The organism is Cyclobacterium jeungdonense, assembly GCF_010994275.1.
GTDB classification, from domain to species: domain Bacteria; phylum Bacteroidota; class Bacteroidia; order Cytophagales; family Cyclobacteriaceae; genus Cyclobacterium; species Cyclobacterium jeungdonense.
On the sequence record NZ_WMCD01000012.1, the window covers coordinates 1 to 22738 of the forward strand.

General features: G+C 39.7%; 25 protein-coding genes. 14 read left to right on the forward strand and 11 right to left on the reverse strand.

The window, feature by feature from the left end; all coding sequences use genetic code 11:
• The first annotated feature begins 146 nt into the window (after positions 1 to 146).
• Positions 147 to 638, forward strand: a complete 492-nt coding sequence (locus GKS34_RS19710) for a hypothetical protein (protein WP_205602112.1) — start codon at positions 147 to 149, stop codon at positions 636 to 638.
• Positions 639 to 861: 223 nt separating this feature from the next.
• Here GKS34_RS19710 and GKS34_RS19715 read toward each other — a convergent pair whose 3' ends face one another.
• The 4 genes from GKS34_RS19715 to GKS34_RS19730 all read right to left on the reverse strand — a co-directional run bounded on the left by GKS34_RS19715 (position 862) and on the right by GKS34_RS19730 (position 3937).
• The gene (locus GKS34_RS19715) at positions 862 to 1266 is read right to left on the reverse strand and encodes a hypothetical protein (protein WP_163386708.1); all 405 of its coding nucleotides are present in this window, start codon (positions 1264 to 1266) and stop codon (positions 862 to 864) included.
• Between the two features lie 91 nt (positions 1267 to 1357).
• Positions 1358 to 2032, reverse strand: coding sequence for a hypothetical protein (locus GKS34_RS19720; protein WP_163386709.1), 675 nt, complete (start codon positions 2030 to 2032; stop codon positions 1358 to 1360).
• 25 nt (positions 2033 to 2057) lie between these two features.
• Positions 2058 to 2708: a hypothetical protein gene (locus GKS34_RS19725; protein WP_163386710.1), complete on the reverse strand. Its 651-nt coding sequence runs from the start codon at positions 2706 to 2708 to the stop codon at positions 2058 to 2060.
• Positions 2709 to 3715: 1007 nt separating this feature from the next.
• Positions 3716 to 3937, reverse strand: a complete 222-nt coding sequence (locus GKS34_RS19730; RefSeq protein ID WP_163386711.1) for a helix-turn-helix domain-containing protein — start codon at positions 3935 to 3937, stop codon at positions 3716 to 3718.
• 183 nt (positions 3938 to 4120) lie between these two features.
• On the opposite strand from GKS34_RS19730, the gene GKS34_RS19735 reads away from it, so the two are divergent.
• Genes GKS34_RS19735 through GKS34_RS19750 form a run of 4 tightly spaced genes read left to right on the forward strand, consistent with a single transcriptional unit; the run spans position 4121 to position 5796 of the window.
• Positions 4121 to 4447, forward strand: coding sequence for a hypothetical protein (locus GKS34_RS19735; RefSeq protein WP_163386712.1), 327 nt, complete (start codon positions 4121 to 4123; stop codon positions 4445 to 4447).
• A 24-nt stretch (positions 4448 to 4471) separates the two neighbouring features.
• Positions 4472 to 4735, forward strand: a complete 264-nt coding sequence (locus tag GKS34_RS19740; protein WP_163386713.1) for a hypothetical protein — start codon at positions 4472 to 4474, stop codon at positions 4733 to 4735.
• Between the two features lie 6 nt (positions 4736 to 4741).
• A complete protein-coding gene (locus GKS34_RS19745; protein ID WP_163386714.1) occupies positions 4742 to 5260 on the forward strand; it encodes a stage II sporulation protein M in 519 nt (172 codons plus the stop codon).
• A complete protein-coding gene (locus GKS34_RS19750; RefSeq protein WP_163386715.1) occupies positions 5257 to 5796 on the forward strand; it encodes a hypothetical protein in 540 nt (179 codons plus the stop codon). The genes GKS34_RS19745 and GKS34_RS19750 overlap by 4 nt, the downstream gene beginning before the upstream one ends.
• A 460-nt stretch (positions 5797 to 6256) precedes the next feature.
• On the opposite strand, the gene GKS34_RS19755 is transcribed toward GKS34_RS19750, so the two are convergent.
• Positions 6257 to 6910 carry a JAB domain-containing protein gene (locus tag GKS34_RS19755; RefSeq protein WP_240459378.1) on the reverse strand — a complete coding sequence of 218 codons (654 nt, stop codon included), beginning with the start codon at positions 6908 to 6910 and terminating at the stop codon, positions 6257 to 6259.
• 427 nt (positions 6911 to 7337) lie between these two features.
• Between GKS34_RS19755 and GKS34_RS19760 the strand changes: the two genes are divergently transcribed.
• Entirely contained in the window at positions 7338 to 9056 is a 1719-nt protein-coding gene (locus GKS34_RS19760) for a hypothetical protein (RefSeq protein ID WP_205602113.1), read from the forward strand.
• 320 nt (positions 9057 to 9376) lie between these two features.
• Complete coding sequence (locus GKS34_RS19765) at positions 9377 to 10387, forward strand: hypothetical protein (protein ID WP_163386717.1); 1011 nt, start codon at positions 9377 to 9379, stop codon at positions 10385 to 10387.
• A 184-nt stretch (positions 10388 to 10571) separates the two neighbouring features.
• Here the strand turns inward: GKS34_RS19765 and GKS34_RS19770 are convergent, their stop codons facing one another.
• The 3 genes from GKS34_RS19770 to GKS34_RS19780 form a co-directional block, all read right to left on the reverse strand.
• Entirely contained in the window at positions 10572 to 11843 is a 1272-nt protein-coding gene (locus GKS34_RS19770; RefSeq protein ID WP_163386718.1) for a sensor histidine kinase, read from the reverse strand.
• Positions 11844 to 12072: 229 nt separating this feature from the next.
• On the reverse strand, positions 12073 to 12408 hold the full coding sequence (locus tag GKS34_RS19775) for a hypothetical protein (RefSeq protein WP_163386719.1): 336 nt from the start codon (positions 12406 to 12408) through the stop codon (positions 12073 to 12075).
• Positions 12405 to 12689 carry a hypothetical protein gene (locus tag GKS34_RS19780; protein WP_163386720.1) on the reverse strand — a complete coding sequence of 95 codons (285 nt, stop codon included), beginning with the start codon at positions 12687 to 12689 and terminating at the stop codon, positions 12405 to 12407. Before GKS34_RS19780 ends, GKS34_RS19775 begins: the two co-directional genes overlap by 4 nt.
• Positions 12690 to 13531: 842 nt before the next feature.
• On the opposite strand from GKS34_RS19780, the gene GKS34_RS19785 reads away from it, so the two are divergent.
• From GKS34_RS19785 to GKS34_RS19815, 7 genes are all read left to right on the forward strand, one after another.
• On the forward strand, positions 13532 to 13966 hold the full coding sequence (locus GKS34_RS19785) for a c-type cytochrome (RefSeq protein WP_163386721.1): 435 nt from the start codon (positions 13532 to 13534) through the stop codon (positions 13964 to 13966).
• A 120-nt stretch (positions 13967 to 14086) separates the two neighbouring features.
• Positions 14087 to 15448, forward strand: a complete 1362-nt coding sequence (locus GKS34_RS19790) for a cbb3-type cytochrome c oxidase subunit I (protein WP_163386722.1) — start codon at positions 14087 to 14089, stop codon at positions 15446 to 15448.
• Between the two features lie 147 nt (positions 15449 to 15595).
• Positions 15596 to 16375, forward strand: a complete 780-nt coding sequence (locus GKS34_RS19795) for a CbbQ/NirQ/NorQ/GpvN family protein (RefSeq protein WP_163386723.1) — start codon at positions 15596 to 15598, stop codon at positions 16373 to 16375.
• A 39-nt stretch (positions 16376 to 16414) separates the two neighbouring features.
• The gene (locus tag GKS34_RS19800; RefSeq protein WP_163386724.1) at positions 16415 to 18181 is read left to right on the forward strand and encodes a nitric oxide reductase activation protein NorD; all 1767 of its coding nucleotides are present in this window, start codon (positions 16415 to 16417) and stop codon (positions 18179 to 18181) included.
• Position 18182: 1 nt separating this feature from the next.
• On the forward strand, positions 18183 to 18407 hold the full coding sequence (locus GKS34_RS19805) for a hypothetical protein (protein WP_205602114.1): 225 nt from the start codon (positions 18183 to 18185) through the stop codon (positions 18405 to 18407).
• A 115-nt stretch (positions 18408 to 18522) separates the two neighbouring features.
• On the forward strand, positions 18523 to 19110 hold the full coding sequence (locus tag GKS34_RS19810) for a cytochrome c oxidase subunit 3 (RefSeq protein ID WP_163386725.1): 588 nt from the start codon (positions 18523 to 18525) through the stop codon (positions 19108 to 19110).
• Between the two features lie 2 nt (positions 19111 to 19112).
• Positions 19113 to 19361: a cytochrome C oxidase subunit IV family protein gene (locus GKS34_RS19815; RefSeq protein ID WP_163386726.1), complete on the forward strand. Its 249-nt coding sequence runs from the start codon at positions 19113 to 19115 to the stop codon at positions 19359 to 19361.
• A gap of 218 nt (positions 19362 to 19579) precedes the next feature.
• Here GKS34_RS19815 and GKS34_RS19820 read toward each other — a convergent pair whose 3' ends face one another.
• From GKS34_RS19820 to GKS34_RS19830, 3 genes are read right to left on the reverse strand one after another with little or no spacing between them, the layout of a single operon-like run.
• Positions 19580 to 20299, reverse strand: coding sequence for an anaerobic ribonucleoside-triphosphate reductase activating protein (locus tag GKS34_RS19820; RefSeq protein ID WP_163386727.1), 720 nt, complete (start codon positions 20297 to 20299; stop codon positions 19580 to 19582).
• A complete protein-coding gene (nrdD, locus tag GKS34_RS23645; protein ID WP_163386728.1) occupies positions 20259 to 20444 on the reverse strand; it encodes an anaerobic ribonucleoside-triphosphate reductase in 186 nt (61 codons plus the stop codon). The genes GKS34_RS19820 and nrdD overlap by 41 nt, the downstream gene beginning before the upstream one ends.
• Positions 20428 to 22548 carry a ribonucleoside triphosphate reductase gene (locus tag GKS34_RS19830; protein WP_163386729.1) on the reverse strand — a complete coding sequence of 707 codons (2121 nt, stop codon included), beginning with the start codon at positions 22546 to 22548 and terminating at the stop codon, positions 20428 to 20430. Before GKS34_RS19830 ends, nrdD begins: the two co-directional genes overlap by 17 nt.
• Between the last annotated feature and the right edge of the window lie 190 nt (positions 22549 to 22738).

Consider the following 22738-nt stretch of genomic DNA (forward strand, 5'->3'; position numbering starts at 1 on the left):
GCTGGACTTGATTCATGAAAAAGTCGTAACTTTACCCATGCCGGGCGAAGCGGAAACAGGCTCTGGTGGCGACCAACCTGTCAGGAATATCCCGGCCGACCGAAATGAGCAAGGGGCCGTTAAAAGCCCCTTATCTTACAATCATTTTGGGAGTAATACCCCTTAAGAAAACGCGGTCTAAATTTACCCAACTGTCAGATAATATCGGAGCTATTACAAATAAATTGTCTGTAAACTACCCAAACCCTGAATGGGAAAATCAATTAGATGCAAGTACAATAGATTCTCGCTATTGGGGATTTTTTTTACGAAAAAGTAATTGGCCTTTCGATCTGAAAATTTTGTTCCAAGGCAACCCATCCTTAATGGAAGGTATGGTACCAACGATGCTTTTTAATCCTGTTGATCAAAAAACTTGGGATGAAATAACCTCCATTTATCCGAAAAATGCCAAAAGGTGGCCACCTCAAAATACTTCTCAACTTCAATACAAAGGAAAATTTCATAAAATATCAAATTTTATTGATTCCGGAGAAAGCATTCAACAGATGGCGGATGAAATATTCGATTACGTTGTTGAGATGGTGGAAAAGCTCAGGAAAGACGTCGATATAATTGCTCAAATCATAAATGATTGATTTATTTTACGAATGGATAAAAAAAGGATGTAAACCAATTATAATTTACCGTTGTCAAATATTATAAATTTTGCTCTGTGAATATTAAATTAAGGTCCGTTTAATGATCTAACTCTTTAGGGAATTGTAGTAAATCCTGAGCAGAATATTTCAGTCGCCTCCTAAATTCAGACATGACCGGAAGGAAATATCCAAATATAAACAATAATTACCAAGGAAATAATCAAAAAGGAATCAATTCCCATTCAATTTCATAACTTTCACCTCTCGTTATTTCAATAATTCTTATTTCACCTATCGCTGCGATCTTTTGAAAATAATCTAGTGACTTTTGAGGCTTACCCATACCAATTTCAACTAAATTATGTTTCGCAACTAAATTAAGTAAAGGATTTAGTCTATCTAATTGTTCAATTTCATTAGAATATTCTTCATTGGGGGATTTTCTGAAATAAGCGGTAGCTTGAAAACGTTCGGGTAAATATGGTCCATAACCTTCTGCATCAAATGCCATTATGTCAATTATTTTATAATACCCTAACTTAAATAAATCTTTTGCATGGTTATGTTTGATACCTAGGACTTGTTCTAAGGTCAGCTCTTTAATTCGATTTCTTTTATTTTCCATATTATATAAATATTTATATTATATATAAAATTTTGATATCATCCTAGTAAAAATATAATTATTATCGAATTCAAAAAGCATATAAAATAAATTAGGAATTAACGCTATCATACAATTCACTAATAATTCTATTTACTGTTGAGTTTATGTCACTATCACTATCTTTTATGTAATATGTGTTAGGCCGAAAATTTATCAAGTAAAAACAAATATTTGTTAACACATAATTTATTGTATTTTGAGAATCGGTATAATATTTAATATTACTTGCATACTGAAGAAGGTAATCACAAAAATGATCTAACCAAGCATCTGCTTTATCTTGACGAAAGGAAAGAAACCTTGTTGGAAGTTTTCCATAAAATTTAGCTTTAGAATCCATTCTATCTCCATTATCAGTAATAGATAATGCATATTTTATTAAATTATTGAACAAAGCAAAATTAATTTGAACTTCTGAAAGTTTATTTATTTCTTTACTTGTACCAACAATATTAAGTAACATTTTAACTTCTTTGGATTGGTAAAAATGATGATAATTATCATTTAATTTCATTACTAACAGAAAACTATTTATTATTCGAATTAAATTTTTAGATTCGAGATAATGGACCAGATAAATTTCAGATATCTTAAAATTGCCGATATACTGGACTAATGATTGCCCTACAACATATTTTGATGCAATTAATCTAACATTTTGGTCAGATATATTTTTACTTTCAATTAGGCGAATCACCTCTTCGTGTGTTATTTTATTCAACATTATAGTTTTATAAATTCGAAAAAATCTATTTTAGAAAATCTAAATTAATTTTGCTTTCACTATTTTTTACAGAAATACTTTTCATAAAATCAAATAGTCCTTCAATCTTAAGAAATTCACCTTGAGTAGGTTGGGCTGAAGCACTATTTGAATATTTATAAAATTCATTTTCGTATAAATCATTTAGATAAAAACAACTACCAGACCCACTGGAACCAAAAATACCTATCCCTTGATTTTCATAAATTACTGTACCTCTTGAATACTTAACCTCAATAACTTTTGTCCAAAATGAAGACCGTGGACGCATTTTTACTGTATCTTTTTCGAAAGTTAGTTTCCAAATTTTTACAATCCCTCCATTTTCTAATTCTGAATATTTATCCTTAACAAATCCATTTATAGCTATTGGAAGAATATAATTCGCTATTTCTTCAACTTTATTTACATTTTTAGTTGTACTTTTTCTTTGCAAAACTGAATTACTTGCAGATACGTAAATCAACAACCTATTCTTCTTCCCTATTAAATTTAATTCAATACCTCCGGAAAAATTAAAATAGGAATGAGAAAATTCGAAATCAATTATTTCATCAAATCGTAAACTTTCTTTACCATAGCTAATACAGGTATCTGAAATAGTGACTTCCTTCTTTTTAATTTGGTATTTTATCATAATGGATTATAAATAGATTAAATAATTAATAAATATATCTCGAACTGAGTTTTGAGTTAATTTTTAAAAATGAAAATATAAGCTCAGTAAAAAAATATAAAATTTTTAAATATCTCCACTTTACATTCAATTAAAAAAAATAATTTTTAAACATATTTAAATCATTTTAAAAAATAATTTATTCTAATAGAAAATTGCTATTAGTCTTTTCTCCTATCAATATATTTGAAATAATATCAAATGAATTATAAATTCATATTTTCAAGTATATAATTAAACTTTACAATTACAAATAGAAACTAAGTAAATACCTATAAAAATACTTTTAATGAAGGGAATATATATACTCAAATCTTTTCTGCTTAAAAAACAGTAAATAATTTCAATAAAAAAGGATTTAACTAAAAAAACCCAATGCAAAACAAATTTTTGCGGATTCAAAGTCAAAAACACTTACCTTCAAATTAATCACCAAGATATTTAACAAAGCTAACAAAGCATTTCAAAAAGAAAAATTTCTCATACAAAATTCAATAGGATCATTAAAATTTTAAAATTTTATTAAATAAAGGAATATTAATAAATTTCAAATTAAATTATAAGAATGTTGTATTTTTGGTTTTTAAGATCAAATTTTTAGGGCCAATCTTTAATCAATTTTTTAGAAAAAAATTCTTATTTGAAAAATTCAAACCATTAAATCCGCACAGAAATATACTTAATGAGCCCATTCCCGGTTTCCTTTAAAGCTAATTCTAAGTAATATCTATGGGAATTGCTTATAACAGGCTTAAAAACCAGGACTTTATAAGCGAAATTAATAATTTTGGCAATAATAGGTTTAAATTTTCTTGACCAATGATGAATTACCAAACTTAAAAATGATACCCAAATTAGGCTATTCCAATACACCTGTGATGATCCCTTAAATGAACTTTGCTCCTTTATGCTTCATCTTTCCATTTCGAATAATGCATAACGCCAAGTCCTTCGAAAAGTTAGAGAAATTAGTCTCTATCCCTCAACCCCAACCCCCCAAACAACTCTTTAAACATCTCCCCGGGATCCACATTGATGGCCAGGGCGATTAGGTAAAGTTCGTCGGCACGGAGTTTGGCGGAATCGTTAGAGGTTAGCTGGGTGAGGCGGGATTTGCTGATGCCCGTGCGCCTGGAAACTTCTGCCTTGTTTACCGTCCTTTTGGCTAAATACAAGCCCAAATCTGTCATGGATGTATCGTTTTAGAATACATCAATTTAGCTAACCGATACTTTTGTTACTAAAAATCAAATAACTGTTTTGAAAATAGGTTTATTTTCTATATTATTGTTTAGAAAATAGAAACAATCGTTTTATATTTCAACACAAATAAAGTTCGGGGTCTTAGAGTCCACCGGTCCTGATTGAGAATTATGGAGAAAAAAGAATCGTTTACCTGCCCGCATTGTGACAAAAAGCTGCCTTTTAGGGTAATCTTGAAGGTAAAAAACGATCATGCCTTTGCCTGTCCCAGGTGCGGAGGTGCTGTGGTTCCGCAGAAAACCAAATCCTTCACCTGGGGCTATGTGATCGGATTTTTGTCGTTTGTGGTACCCGAACAAATTGTATTCTACCTGCACGAAGATTTTGTGATGGCATTCCTGGTCGGATTCGTCCATGCCCTCACCGCATTTGGTCTGGTATCCCTATATCTCTATTACAATACCAAATTTTCAAAAGCCATTTCCTTTTTAATTTGATTCATTCACTAAAACAAAACAACTATGAAAACTAAAATGAAAAGTCTGCTTATCCTGATTGCCATTTGTGCCAGTTATGCAATGGGAAGCGTAGAACAAGCCGCGCCTAAAGAAGGAGAAGTTTGGGCGGGTATTAGTTACCTGGCCGCACGAAGAGGTGCTTCGGCTGAAGCTGGATTGGCCATCAATGCCATTGGCCTGATAGATGCCGCCGCATGGGGCTTTGGCGTTGGTATGGTGGCAGGCCCTGCCGGAGGGATGATCGCAGGAGCCACTGCCGGTATGTAGTGAGTCATGAACGCTAAACCCCTTACCCTATCAGCTGCCGCCGTCTACCTTACAGGGCTGCTGGTAGGGTATTATATGGATTCTGATTTTGATTTTAGCCTATCGGAAGCCAAGCCTCCGGTAGCAATGATGGCTGATTCCAAATCAAAGTTGTTCTGTTCCATTGCCGGGAACAATATATCGGTCGCCCTGATCAATATAGGTGGTGGTTTTTCCCTGGGTGCCATTTCCTTGCTGAATACTTTCCACAATGGTGTCGTATTGGGTTATGCCCTATCTGTGGCAGGGGATAATTTTTCGTTTGCCTTAATTATAAGACACCTGCTCCCCCATGCCATCGAAATCGTGGCCATCATTCTTTCGGGTTCACTCGGGTTTTACCTGGCTTTATACCTTTTCAACAAATTCGTTCTTGGAAGAGGTCCTGTATTTGACTACCAAAAGTTTCTGATTTTGTCGGCCACTTCCCTGGTCATCCTTTTATTAGCGGCTGTTATGGAAGTATCTGTCAGTTTCTCCGGATGAAAAAACACCTGCCTTATATCATTCTATTTACCCTTTCCATCCTGTTCTACTGGATTTCCAGCCGGTCCTATGCCCTCCAGTCCGGTGAACTGGAAAGCTTGGAACTGTTCAGGTTGTTCCGTGGGATAAGCAACCTGATCGCCCTTTTTGTTCCCTTGATGCTTTTGGTGTTTTACATCCTGACATCCGGACTGATGTTTACCCTGCTAGATGAAAAAATCAATCCCAAGAAGCTTGCCTTTGCCATTACCACATCATTCATCCCCATTATCCTCAACTGCCTGATTTACCTGTTGGTGTTGGATGGAATCGAAGACGGCGGAACGCTTTCTGAAATATTTCACCAACCTTCCTTCCTCGGATTGGGACTGTCGGATATGGAGGAGCTGAGTTATATTTTCTGGTTGGGGTTTTACCTGTTTTTTGCCATTTTGTTAGGGCATGAATTTGAGGTGGGATTAGGGAAGGCTATTGCTATTAGCTGTACGCCTACTTTATTGGTTGTGTTGGGTAAGTGGGCGATAGGTGTTTTTTGATATTTTTATTAAATGACCCAATTTTCAATCTTCATTTAGTATCTGATAAATAGCACACCTGGTTTTGGGCAAATTTGGCATCTTTCCATTACTTACCTTGTCACTTTTTTGCTACAGGCCAAAAAAGTAACCAAAAAATCCCGCCGCTGTGCATCTTTTGGCTAAATTCCGGGCACCACCCACACATAGGCAAACTCCTCGGGGTTTTAAAATTACTCCATAAAAGATTCATATTTCACTCAAACCCCTTGTCAAACATGCCTCTGTTCTTCCCACCGCACTGCCCGGAATTCTTAACGCCAAAATCTGCAAGGCGGAAGATAAAAAAGTGAAAATATTTAAGGATCATGTTTCTGAATGCTATTTAAAGTACTTTAACCAGCAGATGAGTGGAATTTGGAACAAAGTGAATGAGATTTATCAAAACTAAAATCCCATTCACTTGTTTAAAAATGAAGGCCTATATCAGGCCTTCATCTGCAAAACTAAGGTAGGAGGCATCTGTAAACATCAGATGATCCAGAACCGGTATTTCCAGGCTTTTTCCGACTTCTATCAGCCGCTGTGTAAGCTTCTTGTCCGATTCGGAAGGGTTAAGATTCCCGGAAGGATGATTATGCACCAGGATCAATCCCGAGGCAAGGTAGTCCAATGCTTTTTTGAAGATCAACTTGGGATCCGCCAAAGTACCGTGTGTTCCTCCTGAACTGATTTTATGTAGCTTGACCACCTGGTTATTCCGGTTCAACAATACGATGTAAAAGTGCTCCACAACTTCATCAAAGAGATACGGTTTCATACAATTGTACACATCCTGGGAACAGTCGATTTTAATTCTTTTACCCCGTTGTTCAACCATCCTTCTTCTTCCCAATTCACAGGGAGTCACCAATGCGGTGGCCCGGGTATATCCGATGCCCGCTATTTTGAGCCACCTTTCCATATCCCATTTGGCCAATTCTGCCAATCTGTTATCAGCCCGAACAAGTATTTCCTTGGCTTTGTCCACGGGAATGTTGGCAATCGCAGCGATGAGATGGTAGTCTGCCATGGCCGATTTCCCCTGTTTGTAAAGCATCTCGGTGGGTTCTGATAATAGATTAAAAGATTTCATAATATGCTTACCGACTTTAAAACTCCTGGCACTGGAGGGCTAAATGAATGATGCGCGGGGGAGTTTTTCACTAAGCACAAGGAGGAACGGAATAAATCGTTTTAGTTATTCACCTCCTATTATGTCGAAGTTCCTTGAAACATTTCAGATAGTCAATTCGGATGCATGTGGAAAAATAGCCCATAAATTGGTGCGTCATTGATTTGGTCCAGTGAATCCATCTTTTCCAAAATCGGTACTTTTATTATGGTGGAAGAGAGAGGTCAGTTACAGTTGGTTGTCTGGCATCAGTTGTTATGTGTAAGCTTAAAATAAATCATCTCGTACCAATTGAGTGGAGTGAAAATGTTTATCAATGATCCACCTACCGTAAGGAAGATGAAAAACTGTCTATATTTGTAAACCCGATAACCAAACTAGTATGAGAATGAAAATCATCTTCTTATCCGCCCTTGGCGCATGGCTCTTTTCCACGCAGGCATTACAAGCCCGGCAAATTATTATCCCGGCGTCTTCATTTTTGGAAGAGATCCCCAAAGGTAATCAAATCACTTCTCCCTGGGGCCCTCGCCCTACCTGGCTTTATAACAACACTGGTTTAATTCTAAATTCAAAAACGAACCTTATGTTGCCCCTTGAGGTAGCTGTTGCGGGAACGTATAATCTATTTGTCAGAAGTAGTGGAAGCAAACAAGAGGGTTCTTTCAAAGTCGCTATTAATGATGAGGTAACGGATGCAAAGTTTGGGGAAACCGAAAACTGGCAGTGGAAGAAAGGGGGCGTGTTTACGCTGAAAGCGGGAAGAAATGATGTGAAGATAACCCGTATTGAGCCTGGGAGCGTTTTTGATGTCATGGTGCTAACAACCGCTGAAGATTTGGATGAAGAAGAAATAAAGAAACAGCAGTTACATCCGGATGTTAAACTCTTGCAGGAATATGAAATCCCTTATTCCAATGCCGTAAAGTTTGGCGATGTAACAGGTGATGGAAAAACAGACTTTTTGGTTTTCGAGCGAGATTATACGACCCGCATGTTTGATCATCATGGTTCGGAATTATGGAGTTGGAAGGCACCCGAACGTTACAGTAAAGAACGTTCTGAATTTGAAGCCCCCGGAGTGATCTGGGATTTTGATGGGGATGGGAAGTCGGAAGTGGTACATTGGCGTATGACACCTGATAACAAAGAATGGCTGGTAATGGCGGATGGAGAAAACGGAGAAATCAAAAACAAAGTGCTTTGGCCAACTGCAGAACTGCCTCATAAGTATAATAATTTCAGGCTTGCCATTGCTAAACTTACTCCCGGAGCACCAAATGAAATCGCTGTTTTCACCGATTATGGTGGAACCATTACCATTTGCGCGTACGATGCTTCTTTGAAGCAATTGTGGAAACATACCGAAATAAGAAAAAAGGACAATCTTGGTCACTATATTTATCCGGTCGATCTTAATGATGATGGTATTGATGAGGTGTTGGTAGGATCCCTGTTATTGGATGCCAAAGGCCAAGAAGTGTGGGATCGCTTTGAGCTAATGCCAGACAACCACGATCATGCTGACAGCTACAAATTCACTGATATAAATGGCGATGGCAAAATAGATATCGCTACGGCAAACAGCGAAACTGGCGTCTTTATATACGAAGGCATGACCGGTGAGATTATTTGGCAGAATGTGGCGGAACACACACAGCAGATTCAGGTAGGTGACTTTTTAAAGGGAGAGCCGGCTCCACAGATCGTGGCTGGCGCCCGTACGTATGGCAACCGATCAATAGGCGAGCCCTATTTATCGAGCCAACTGTATTGGTTTAGCAATAGTGGAGAGTTAATAAAAAAATGGCCCGGACAACCTATAAACGGCAATCCGGATTTTGTGTTGGGCGACTGGAAAGGCAATGGTAAACAAGAATTGTTTTGGTATAAATTTCGGATAAACGATCAGGGTAAAGGCGAGCTATATTTCCCCGACGGAGTTTTTCATATGTTCGATTTTTTAGGAGACGGATCGGAAGAAGTGATTACCATTGAGAGTGGCTTTTTGAGGATCTATGGATCAAAAAGTGCGCAAAACGGAGTCGATAAAAAGGTGAATAAAGACTATTTGAAATCTAATGTGGTAAATCATACCCATTATTAAGAACCAGCCTATACTCGGCGCACGACGTTTCATACCTCGTATCATCTGGTGTTTATCTGCCTATTCGAGACTTTTCGAGTAGTATCCGTGAAACTAGATACTGCTCGAAAATCACCATATTGACCTCTATAGCATTCGATAAAACTTCCGGTATACTCCACTCCACCGGATGTATCGGATTTCTGAAGGAGGGTACATGTTATAATGTAGAGGGACAGCAACTTGTCCTATCATGATCGCCACAGGAGCGTGAAGGGAGCAAAAATTGGAGGAAATATATAGGACTTCCGTCCATAAGTAACGAATTAATCTACTGTCAAATGAAAAAAAACATCAACATCAAGCCTATCGTCCTCATCCTTGCTCTGGTAGGGATTGGTTTTACGTTAAAAAATGTTCCCCCGGAAGCAAAAATTACCAATGGGCTGCTGAGTGCACGCCTCTACCTGCCTGATCCTGAGAAGGGGTATTACCGAGCCTCCAGGTTTGATTGGTCAGGAGTGATTTCAAGCCTGAAATACAATGGACATGAATATTTTGGGCAATGGTTCGAAACCTATGATCCAAAAATAAACGATGCCATCATGGGTCCTGTCGATGAATTTGGCCCGCTGGGATATGAAGAAGCTCGTCCAGGAGAAACCTTTGTGAAAATTGGCGTAGGCGGTCTACGCAAAGTGGACGAAAACGGATACAGGTTCATGTTTACCTATGACATAACCAACCCGGGAAAATGGACCGTCACGCCCTTTGAAGATCGGATTGAGTTCACCCACGACCTTCAGGATGATTCCGGCTATGGCTATCGCTATACCAAAACCGTAAAATTAGTAGCGGGAAAACCAGAGATGTTGCTCTCCTATCGACTAAAAAACACCGGTACAAAAACCATCAACACCACAACGTATAACCATCATTTCTTTGTTTTGGACGGGGAACCTACAGGACCCAATATTCAATTTACATTCCCCGCAGATGTCCGTATGAGTACGGGTGAGGAGGGAAATTCGCGAGGATTTGGCACCCTGGCTGACATCAAAGAAGGCGTACTCAGTTTTAACCGAAAATTTAATAAAGGTGAGCAAGTATACAGTAGTGGGCTGCCCGGTTTTGGTAATAGCCCGGATGAGCACCAGTTTTCGCTCGAAAACACTAAAACCGGTGCTGGTGTGAGGGTACAGGGAAATAAACCGTTGGAAAAGATGGTATTTTGGGCCAACCCATCAGCGTACTGCGCCGAACCCTACATTCGCCTGACACTATCGCCTGGCGAGGCCATTACTTACCAAAATAAATACACCTTTTACTCGGGAAAACCCGGCGAAAAATAAAGCAATATCCGCCCGGAAACTATTTCCGGAGGTGTTCCTGGTCCCCATAAACTCCTTCACCATGGAAAAATTATTACCGAGAAAATCCTACACCTGTAACTCATTGCAGGACTATATAAAATTGTATACCTACAGCAGTATTTACACAATAATCTGTAAACTTTTTTTAGGACGCGTCAGTCAATTAAAAAAGAACCACCTTAAATTCAGACCCCTCCCCTACCACACTTTTTGTGCTGATACTTCCTCCCTGAGATGCCAATTGGGTTTTGATAAGGTAAAGCCCTACGCCTTTTCCTTCGGCATGCCCATGAAAAGTATTGTTCAAACCAAATAATTTCTCGCCGTATTTTTCCAAATCAATTCCCTGGCCATTATCCCTGACTGTTAATCCAATACTTCCCCCTGAAATAAACGTTTCAAAATGGACTTGGGGAACCCTGTCATGTGCTTTATATTTAATGGCATTGGAGAGCAAGTTCAGCATAATACTTTCCAAATAGGACCGATTGTATTCCACCTTTTTTACTTTGGCATAATCACGGGTAACCAGGGCTCCACTCATTAATATATCAGCAGAAAATGTTTCTATTGTTTTCTGAAAAATTTCCTCAAAATCCAGCCATTCCCGATCAATAGCATTTTCCTCCTGAATTTTTAGTGCTTCCATGAGTTCGTTTAAAGTCTCAGCCAGGTGTCGGGTTACGGTTTCTATATGACCAAAAAACAGGCTCTTTTCTGAAGGTTCCTGAGATTCTTTATACAGATGAAGCAAGGAATTCAGGTTATTTACCGGAGACCTTAAATTATGGGAAGTAAGGTGAGAAAAATTCAAAGGTCTTGCATTGTGACTTTGCAATTGGTTGGTCAACACCTGCAGTTCTGCCTTTTTTTGCTCAATTTCATTCAGGTGCAAACTGATTTTTTTTTGGTCCTGTATAAAAATAAAAATTACAAAAAACACGAGCCCCAGAGAAATGAGTGTTCCCAGGACAATGACATAAACCGTTTTTTTGGCATTTAATTCCGACAACTTGACCCGTTCATCAAGCAAAACCGCCAGTCTTCCTTTGATATTTTGAGTAAGGTTGGGGATGTTTCGGACTATCAGCTCCTGATCATCATTTTCAGAATAGAACGCCTGGGCTTCCCGGAAACCCCTTTCCTTTCTCAATTTAATTACCTCCTCACCAAAGGTCTCATTCCTGGTATTCAATGCCTCGGTCAAAGCATCAAGATAGGCGAGAGAAAGACTGTCCAGTAAAGTGGTTTCAAGAAAATCGGTGCTGGCTTCAATCCTGGACTTGATCGTATCTCTGTGCCTCAAATCCATCGAATCCCCGGTGATGACATAGGACCTTACTGTTATGGATAATTCCTTATAATCCGAATTGATCTGTTCCAGTTCATAAAATACCCTGTTGGTTCTGCTGATGGCATCCTGTGTGGCATTCATGTTTTTCACATTCCATATGGATAGTATACCGACAGTAGTAACCAAAATGAAAAACAAACTAAAGAAGGCAATTGCTCTGCGTAAGGGCACTATGGGTCATTTATAATCAATGAATCACACTCAAAAACCATGCTATAAATTGAACTTTCCTTTGGCCATTTTGGCATAGGCAAATTCCATTGCAGGAAATTACATTGGAGAAACGTGGAGCGAATCCAGGCAAAATCAGTTAAAAAGCCAGAAAAATCATTACCAGGTCTTTCCCAAAGTCCCACACCTGGATCGGATAATCGATTTTCTCGGGAATATCCCCGCTTCTTGCTATTCTACCCAATAATAGAAGTGAGTAATTACTCGTCCTGCCCGACCCTTTGGCATCTGCTGCTAATTTTTTAGGATCGGGCATTCTGGCAAAGGTTAATTCCACATATTTCATTTTGCCATCCGGCAGCTGCCGGATGGCTTTCCAGTCGTGAATTGTCAGCAATCGATTGACCTCCTCAGCAATCTGTTTCCTCTGGTCTTTAGCATAAACCAAATCCATCTCCGGATGATTAGTATTCATTCGGGGGAGGAATTCTGGTCGGCATCACAGCCTATGACCATCATGGCCATGGCCCCGGCAGGTAAGTTTTCTTCTATCTGAAGTGGTGCTTCCCCTACCCAATCCCCATGAACGCCATTATTCAAGGGACCCAGGGTAACTGCATGGCAGGCATAATTTACCAACACAGCCTTAGTTTCACCTTTCAAATCTGTAATTTTCATTACCGGCAACGAATGATCTGTGACACCTTTTGGATTGATTGAGGTTCTTCTGTTAATGGCAAAGCCTAAGTTAATCATTTTTACTTAGGCTTTTCAACGCTGATCAGTTTACAAAAGAGATCTGTTTTTAAAACGGAAAGGTTGTTCTTCCAAAGCTCATCCTCGTATTTCACCTCTACCAAACCAAAGTATCTCATAAAGTTTTCAAAAACACGATAGGGAAAATGATTTTTTGTCCCTGATTGGCCAAACTCTGTCTATTTGACCGTTTTTTTACCAGTCCCGGGATGATATGCAATACAATCTTAAATATTGCCTGAAAAGAACTAAAAAAGCCCGGAGGACTATTTATCAGGTTTTCGATTTCCTGGCCTTCACCCCTTTCGGACCAGCTACCTTTTTGCTGATATAGGCCGGATGGGTTTTTCCAAATTGATCCGGCTCTTTCAGCGAGGCGACTTCAAATACCAGTTATTCTTTGCCATCATAGTCGACCAGATGGTCCTTTAGAACTTCCTCCAGTGTTTCTTTCGAGATGGAAACCCGGATGATGTTGAGGTCCTTTACCTGGGTTCCTTTGCCAATGTAGTTTTTTTCAAATTGTGACGTATTAGTGAAAATTGACGGTTTTTAGGTTCAGCTATTTTGAGGGGTGATCTCTTCAATACGAAGCCATTTTTTGCTTCAAAATCTGCTTGGTTGATTTTCAGGATTACTTCCTGCAGTTTCTCCGGATATGGCTCCCTGATGATGATATCAAGAGCCTTTTCCAATGTCGAAATTTTAATAAATCATGATTGTAGTCAGGTTTTATAAAAAAAAAGATTTCATCCCCTTGTTTTTAACTTTCCATAATTACTTTTATTCAAAAAAAGATAAAAGGGTATTATTATCTTATTTAAACCTAAAATTCTATTCAAATGCTATCTAAATCACAGGCACGGACATTTTTCTTTGGAGGAACGGTAGTAACCTTTCTGATCTTTATTGGATTAACGATTTACTCCTTAGCCCCGGGAAATGACCAAACAAACCACCTGGCCATCACCGATGATGTAATCAAAGGAAAACACCTTTGGGAAACCAATAATTGTATGGGGTGCCATTCCATACTGGGAGAGGGAGGGTATTATGCCCCGGAATTGACTAAAGTGATTGACAGAAGGGGTGCCCCTCTCATCAAAGCCATTCTTCAATCCCCAGTACCCTGGGCCCCAAATGGGAGAAAAATGGTTGCCTATGAAATGCCAGAGGAAGAAGCAGCGGCCATGGTTGCTTATTTGGAATGGATCGGAAAAATAGACCTGAATGGTTTTGATCGAATTGTGTCTCCTTTAGCAAAAGATAAACAATAATCATACTTATATGAAATCGAGCATGACGAACACGCCACACAGTGGGATGTTTAGTATAGCGAGATTCCACCCCGATAAATCGGGACAAGTTCTGACCTTTGAAAATCAAAATATAAACAGATGAAATACAAATCACAACAGGTAGCTTACTGGTTTTTCGCGCTGTGTATGCTCCTTTTCGCTTTACAGATAGTCTATGGATTTATCATGGGCTTTGCCCGAATAGGTATGGATGGGCTTCATGATTGGATACCCTTCAATACTGCAAGGGCTGTTCATACAAATTTGCTAGTTGTTTGGTTGCTGTCCGGATTTATGGGAGCAGCTTATTATATAATTCCGGAAGAAGCCCAAAGAGAACTGGTCAGTGTGAAATGGGCTTATGTCCAGCTGATTTCCCTAGCCTTGGTAGGGGTGCTGGCCATTACCGGGTATCATTTCAATATTTGGGAAGGACGTAAATTCCTTGAAATCCCAAGAGAACTGGACTATCTGGTTGTAATCAATGTTCTGCTGTTTTTAGGGATTATTTTAACCACACTTTACAAAGGTAAAAGAAGGACGACGACCGCATTGGTCCTGACAATGGGTTTGGTGTTTGCCGCCCTGTTGTACTTGCCGGGCATGATTTGGTTTGACTCCCAGGTTACCGATTCCTTTTTCCGTTGGTGGGTGGTCCACCTTTGGGTAGAAGGTGTTTGGGAATTGATTATGGGAGGTATTCTGGCATTTTTGCTGATCAAGTTGACCGGTGTGGACCGGGAAGTGATCGAAAAATGGCTATATGTAATTGTTGGACTTACCTTCTTATCAGGAATTTTGGGAACCGGCCATCACTATTATTATATCGGTGTCAATAAAATCTGGTTGATTGTAGGGGGTGTATTTTCGGCTTTAGAGCCGTTGGCATTCCTGGCGATGGCATTGTTTGCAGTGTATATGTACCGAAAGGGTGAAAGAAACCATCCCAATAAGATTGCACTTTTCTGGACTATCGGTTCGGCCATAGTATCTTTTGTAGGAGCCGGCTTATTGGGGTTTGCACACACCCTGCCGCAGGTAAATTTATATACCCACGGGACATTGATAACTGCAATGCATGGTCATTATGCTTTTTGGGGGGCTTATGTCATGATTGTATTGGCCATCATCAGCTACGCCATGCCAAACATGACAGGAAGAAAACGACATGACAAGACCAATGGTCACCTGGCTTTCTGGCTTTCCAATATAGGAATGTTGGGAATGGTGGTTGCCATGGGGGTAGCAGGTGTAGTGCAGGTTTATCTGGAAAGAAGATTGAGCATGGATTTTATGGTGGCTCAGGAAGAAGTGAAAATCCACTTTGTGGTAATGTTGCTCAATGCCTCCTTATTTGCTACTGGTATAGGATTGTATATCTATGAATTCATCAAATATGGAAGGCCTACTGATGAGGCCCTTGAGATGAAAAAGGAGGAGGAACCTGCGCTTGTCCATTAGCGGCTACTCCCTCAAAGACATTTTTGGGCCGATTCCGTAGCCCCAGGGTTTGTTTCAACAAACAGGTTCTTACCTGATTATTCAATCAAAAATCCAGACCATTCCAATGATGGTCTGGATGCTTAAGCCATTCAAATAGATTGCATTATGATACTTACAGCGCCTTATTATCATGAAACACAAAAGGAATCGGAAGTCTTTTCCCATGCGTTTCAAAACAAAATACCCATGTTGCTCAAAGGGCCCACTGGAACAGGCAAATCCCGTTTTGTGGAATACATGGCCCACGCTCTTGAAAAAAAGCTGATCACAATAAGCTGTCATGAAGAAACTTCATCCACTGATTTGATAGGAAGATTTATTATCAAAGGGGCCGAAACAGTATGGCTGGATGGGCCTTTAACCACTGCTGTCAAGGAGGGAGCCATTTTGTATCTGGATGAAGTGGCTGAAGCAAGACCGGATGTGATCGTGGCCATTCACTCTCTTACTGACCATAGAAGGGAGCTTTTTATTGATAAATTGGGAGAGACAGTGAAGGCCCAAGAGGACTTTATGCTTATCGCTTCATTCAATCCGGGATATCAAAGGGGATTCAAAGAGCTGAAACCTTCAACCAGGCAACGGTTTATTGCACTTACCTTCGACTATCCTGAAGCCAAAATCGAGACAGAGATATTGGTGAATGAAACTGCAGTGGATAGTGATATAGCCAAAAAACTGGTAGCCATTGCGGCGAAAATCCGAAACCTGACCGAATTAGGCCTGACTGAAACAGTTTCCACGAGGCTTTTGGTTGATGCAGCAAAGCTGATTCATACCGGATTACCCAAACGGTTATCAGTTCATGTAGCAATTGTTGAACCCCTGACTGATGATCCACAGACTATTCAGTCTTTGAAGGATTTGGTAGGGTTGATGATATAGAAAGAAATAAATTGGAAGAAGGATAGAAATAAAGAAGCTATGGGACTTGATTTGGATGAATGGATTTATGGTAAAGTAGTCAAATACTTTAGAAAAAGCCGTCAGTCGTCGGAGGAAAAAATGGACCATAAAGTGGATTTAGAAAAAATCAAACCACGTCTGACCATTCTTTCCCGTGCCATCACCGGGAAAACCATTGAAATTTTCCCGGCCGAAAGAGAAGGGGGATATAAAAATAACAACTTCTTTTTACCGATTTCTTTTGCTGAATTTTCCACCTGGGAAGAAAATCTTTCGTTCTATTTTTTCCGGACACTTTATCTAAGTGTACAGCAGGATTTGGGGGCAAACTGGCAAAAAGAGACCGACGACCTGATTCTTTCCCGACAGATGGCCTATCAAAGTTCACAGGCGGTTTTGGACAAGCTTCAAGTGGAATATAGTATTGCAAATCAACTTCACAGGCGCTTCAAAAAGCATTATGAAGAAAAGAGTAAACCCAATAGTCCGGTAGATTACTCATGGCTTTATGGGAAGTGGATGTATGATAGTAGTGATTCGGATGGAGAGAACCTACTCATAAATTTTGACGATCAAACAAAAAAGAAAAATGATCCTTCACCGACTACGACCCTTCAAGCAAAAGCAGTAGAGGAGGTAAAAAATCTGACGATTGACAAGAAACAACAGGAGGATTATGTCATGACCCACAATTTTGAAAAGGTGGAGACTGCCGAGGAGGCCAACGGGGTGTGGCGGGATTTTGATGGGAAAGATGATTTGGCGGATCATCAGGATGCTTTGGAAGAATTGAGTATGAAGTTTACTGTCAGGGTGGATGATACGGCACATTCTGTCTATCAGGCAGAATTCGTGGAAAACACCACCGTTTCGGAAAGTTCGGAATCTGACGAAAAGGGATTTTTTCTACAATATGATGAATGGGATTTTAAGAAAAGATGCTACAAACCCAATTTTTGTAAGGTATATCCCAGGTTGCAGGCGAAAACAGATATCCCCTATTATCAGAAAACAATAGCTAAAAATGCATCAACGCTGATGGGACTCCGGAAGATGCTCACTTCTGTCAATAACAAAATGATGCAGCAGAAAAGGCAAAGTCAGGGCGATGAATTTGATATTGATTCGCTGACAGACTTATTCACTGATGTGCATGCCCGGAAGACTCCCTCTGAAAACATCTATATTTCAAACAGGAAAAAGGAAAAAGACCTTTCCATATTACTCTTGTTGGATATCAGTTTGTCTAGTGACGGCTATGCTGCCAATAACAGAGTCATTGATGTAGAAAAGGAAGTTTCCATCCTATTTGGAGAAATACTGGATGAGTTCAATATTGATTTCTCCATAGACAGCTTTTATTCCAAAACCAGAAATTATTCCACCTTCTTAACCCTCAAAGATTTTGATGAATCCTGGCAAAAAGGAAAGCAAAAAATCGGTGCAGTAGATCCTCAGGGTTATACCAGAATCGGTGCAGCATTGCGGCATGCCGGTGGCAGATTGGAGAAAAGAAATACGAAAAATAAATGGCTGATTCTGATCTCTGACGGAAAGCCAAATGACTATGATAAATATGAAGGAAAATATGGGGTTCAGGATGTAAAGCAAGCATTGAGAGAACTGAATGAGAAACAGATCAATTCCTATGCCCTGGCAATTGAGGCCCAAGCAAAATATTACCTGCCCCAGATGTTCGGTCAAAATCACTATCAAATTCTGACTACACCAGTGGAGTTATTGCCATCCTTAGTCAAATTATATGAAAAGATTAAACAACAATAGTATGAATGCCTACAAACAGGAAATAGACCTTCCCAAAGTTCATCCTATACATACCTATTTGCAGGAAACAGCCTTGATCCATCAATTGATTGATGAACTGAACCAAACCGATATTGAAAATGAATACCAGCTATTCTACAATTTATTCAACAAACTAAACAGCATTGAGCGCCGCTATGAAAGAAAGGAAAATCAGCTTTTCTCGTTCCTGGAGAAGGCTGGTTGATTTATATCCGCTATTTCGCTGTAAGAGATTCCGGAAAAAATTACCCCGGAGTCATAGAGGTGGCGCAGGATATTACTGGTATTAAGGATATTGAAGGAGAAAAAAGACTGTTAGGATGGAAGTAAAAATTGAAAAAATCGACCATAGAGATATATTCTATCCACCGGGAGGTCTGCTACTTTGGATCATCATCTTGCTTGAATTATTTACATTCGGCCTGGGGTTGATCGGTTTTGTCTATTATGGAAGTTTGGAACCCGTTCTTTTCCATGATTCCCGCATACAACTCAATATTGGACTGGGCACTGCCAACACCATGGTACTGCTGCTCAGTGGATATATGATGGCAAGTGCGGTTGATTTCTATAGGAAAGGATACAAAGCAAAAACAAATCAATATTTGAAATGGACATTGATCGGTGGGGGAATATTTATGGGGATCAAAACCTTTGAATACTATGAAAAGCTGAGCTCGGGCATCGATATGGACGACAATATGTTCTTCACTTTCTATTGGTTGCTCACAGGATTCCATTTGGTACATGTCCTGGTTGGGATGGTTATTTTGGGATGGATGCTGTACAAAATGAGAGCCGTTAACTCAGCTATTTCAGTAGGCGATCTAGAGGCAGGAGCCGCATTCTGGCACATGTGTGATTTGGTTTGGCTGCTATTGTTTCCATCACTTTATCTGATATTCTGAAAATGAAAAATAAAACGCTATTTACATTGGTCATTTTGATCGCATTGACATTATTGACCGGATTGGCTACAATTTTTGACTGGAACATGTTTGGATTCTTGGCGGTGTTTTTTATGGGAATAGCAGGTGTGAAGTTTTATTTGGTAGCTTTTGAGTTTATGGAATTGAGAAAAGCTAATCGGTTTTGGCAGATCACAGTGATAGGAATCTGTTTCCTTATCATTACAATAGTAAGCTCAATGGCCGCATGATTTTGAAGATTCCCCATAATATTCCATTTTATTTACAAGTCAGACCTGTCGAGACTTTTGTCCTGGACAGTACCTTCTCCACCTTACAGGTGGTAATGCTGACTCCTGGGGCCCGGGAATGCAAAAGACAATAAATCTGCTTGGTTAGAAGGAAAAATCAAGGAGATGACACCTCTGGTCTTAAATTCTTGTGGGTTTCTGTTTATTAATTCTTAAGGTCATTTTCTCCAGATTACCTTGATCCCTGGCACAGAATAATCTCTTTCAATTTTTCTTAGTTCGCTTGGAGGAAGCTCTTCCAAGGTTCTTGTATTACCTACGAAATGCTGTAAATAATAATTGCCCTGGTAGCCAGAGGCCTCAAGGAACTTGACCATTTCGGTAATATCCTTTGGGGTAAATAAATGTGAATGTATCGTGGTTCTGACTTCAAAAGGGACTTTGCTGTACACCAATAATTCCAGACTTTCCTCAAAAGCAGCAAAAAATTTTGATTTGGTAACGGACTGGAAATTTTCCGGCAATGACTTGAAATCCAACGCCAGGTAGTCCACCAATCTTTCTGCAATCAGGTTTTCGAGCACAGAAGGCCTGCTGCCATTGGTATCGATTTTGACTTTCATGCCTTTCCTTTTGATTTGACTGGCCAACCAAGGCAGGCCTTGATGCAGGGTGCATTCTCCTCCGCTAAGCACCACTCCATCTAGGAGGTTTTTCCTTTTATCCAAAAAGGAAAGGGCTTCCTCATAGGAAACCCTTCCTTTTCCCTCCACAATCTCAGGATTGTAGCAATAGCCACAACGCATATTGCAACCTGCAAACCATAGAATGCAGGCTGCAAAATCCGGAAAATCCAGTAATGTAAAGGGACTGATGTTATAAATCGGTCTTATCGTATTACGGCTTTTCGTTAAAATGCTGTCTTTGTTTGTGTTCACCTTTCTTTCCGATATTAAAACTTTCTACAGGTCTATGATAGCCCATGACCCGGGTATACACGAGGCATTTTGTTCTTGCTTCCTGATGCTTCTCCAGCAGATTTTGGGTTTCAGGCAGGCTTTGAGTTTCAAGGGTGTTTTGCATAATCATTGAGGTTTTGGTTTAAACTATCGATCAATATTTCATCACATTTAGGACAAAATTCATGTTCTCCGTTGAGGTAGCCATGAATTGGACAAATACTGAATACAGGAGTTACCGTGATATAGGGGAGTTTGAAGTTAGACAAGACCTTTTTTACCAGGTTTCTACAAGCTTCGGGTGAAGAAATTTTTTCCCGCATATATAGGTGTAGGACTGTGCCTCCGGTATATTTGCACTGTAAATCATCCTGAAGCATCAATGCTTCAAAAGGATCATCTGTAAAATCTACCGGTATTTGGGAACTGTTGGTATAATAGATGTTCTCCTCCATTCCTGCCTGAACGATGTTGGGAAATCTTTTCGCATCCTCCTTTGCGAATCTGTAAGTGGTACCTTCGGCAGGAGTCGCTTCGAGATTGTAAAGATTACCTGTTTCTTCCTGAAATTCCTTCATCCGGTTTCTGATATGTTCCAGGATTTCAGCCGCAAAGGTTTGACCTGAATGGCCTGTAAGGTCCTCCTTGCTGTCAGTGAAATTGAGGATCATTTCGTTCATCCCGTTGACACCGATAGTTGAAAAATGATTACGGAAATGCTTCAAGTAGCGCTTGGTATACGGATAAAGACCCCTATCGTACATCTCCTGTATAAAAACTCTTTTTTTCTCCAGGGTAGATTTGGCAATTTCCATCAACTGGTCCAACCTTTGGTATAATCCCGCTTTGTTTCCTCTAAAGATGTATCCAAGTCTTGCCATGTTGATGGTGACTACTCCGATGCTTCCTGTCATCTCAGCAGAACCGAAGAGACCATTTCCTCTTTTAAGAAGTTCACGTAGATCCAATTGCAGGCGACAGCACATACTCCGGACCGCATTGGGTTTGTAAGCCAATGGGTTTTCTACCCTATTCCCATTTTCATCGTAGGTGTATTGACTTCCTATAAAATTCTGGAAATAAGAAGAACCGATTTTGGCGGTATTTTCAAACAGCAGGTCTGTATTTTCTCCATACCAATCAAAATCCTCGGTAATATTCACTGTAGGAATGGGAAATGTAAATGGTTGTGCATTGGCATCTCCCTCGGTCATGACCGTATAGTAGGCCTTGTTAATCATGCTCATTTCCTTTTGGAAATGTTTATAGCTGAGTCCATCAAGGGACTGCACACCTCTTTCTTTCGCTTTTTGCAATAGTTCTGGCTCGTTGATTCCCGTGAAAAAGTGAAGGTCATTTTTGGTGGGGATTTGCTCTTTTAAGTCTTCAGGTACCACCCAATCCAATGTGATATTGGTAAATGGGGACTGTCCCCACCTGGCTGGTACATTGAGGTTATACACAAAAGACCTAATGGCTTTTTCTACATCTTTGAAAGAAAGACCATCCTTAAACACATAGGGAGCGAGATAGGTGTCAAAAGAGGAAAATGCCTGGGCACCAGCCCATTCACTTTGTAAGATGCCAAGAAAGTTGGCCATCTGTCCCAAAGCCTCACGGAAATGGGAAGGAGGCTTGCTTTCTACCCGGCCACGAACTCCATTAAAACCTTCATTGAGCAATACCCGGAGGCTCCACCCGGCACAGTATCCGGTAAGGCAATCCAGATCATGGATGTGGAGATCACCGTTCCTATGGGCATATCCTTCTTCTTTACTGTACACCTTATCAAGCCAATAATTTGCAATAATTTTTCCCGCTACGTTGTTGACCAAACCGGCACTGGAGTAGGAAGTATTGGCATTGGCATTGATACGCCAATCTGTCTGCATTACATATTCCTCGATTGTCTGTGTACTGTCCACATAGGTAGTATCTTCATTGAGCCCTGCTACATGTTCCCGCTGCATTTTTCGGGTATGGCGGTATAGCATAAAAGACCGCATTACTTCAAATAGCCCGGCTTCAAAAAGCTCCTGTTCGATGATGTCCTGGATGTCTTCTACTGCCCAGGTAGTTTTGGGAACCAATCGAAATAAAATCTTTTCAAATAAAGAAGTGGTATAAGGTACAGCAACACTTTGGAAACCTTTCTTTAATGCATCTTCAATTTTATAGGGTTTGAAAGTTTCATATTCACCGTTTCTTTTGATTACATATTGTTCCATAAGTTGTGAGATCGGGATTTTTAAGATTTAACCAGGGGCAAACTACGGACAGAAATAATAAGCGACAAATTTATCCTTTATATTATTAAATGATTTAAATCATACCTTTTTATCCTAAATTAAAGCGCTTAATATTAATGGCTTATTTATTGAATTGGTATTTTTACAGGTGCATAAACGGAGAATGTAG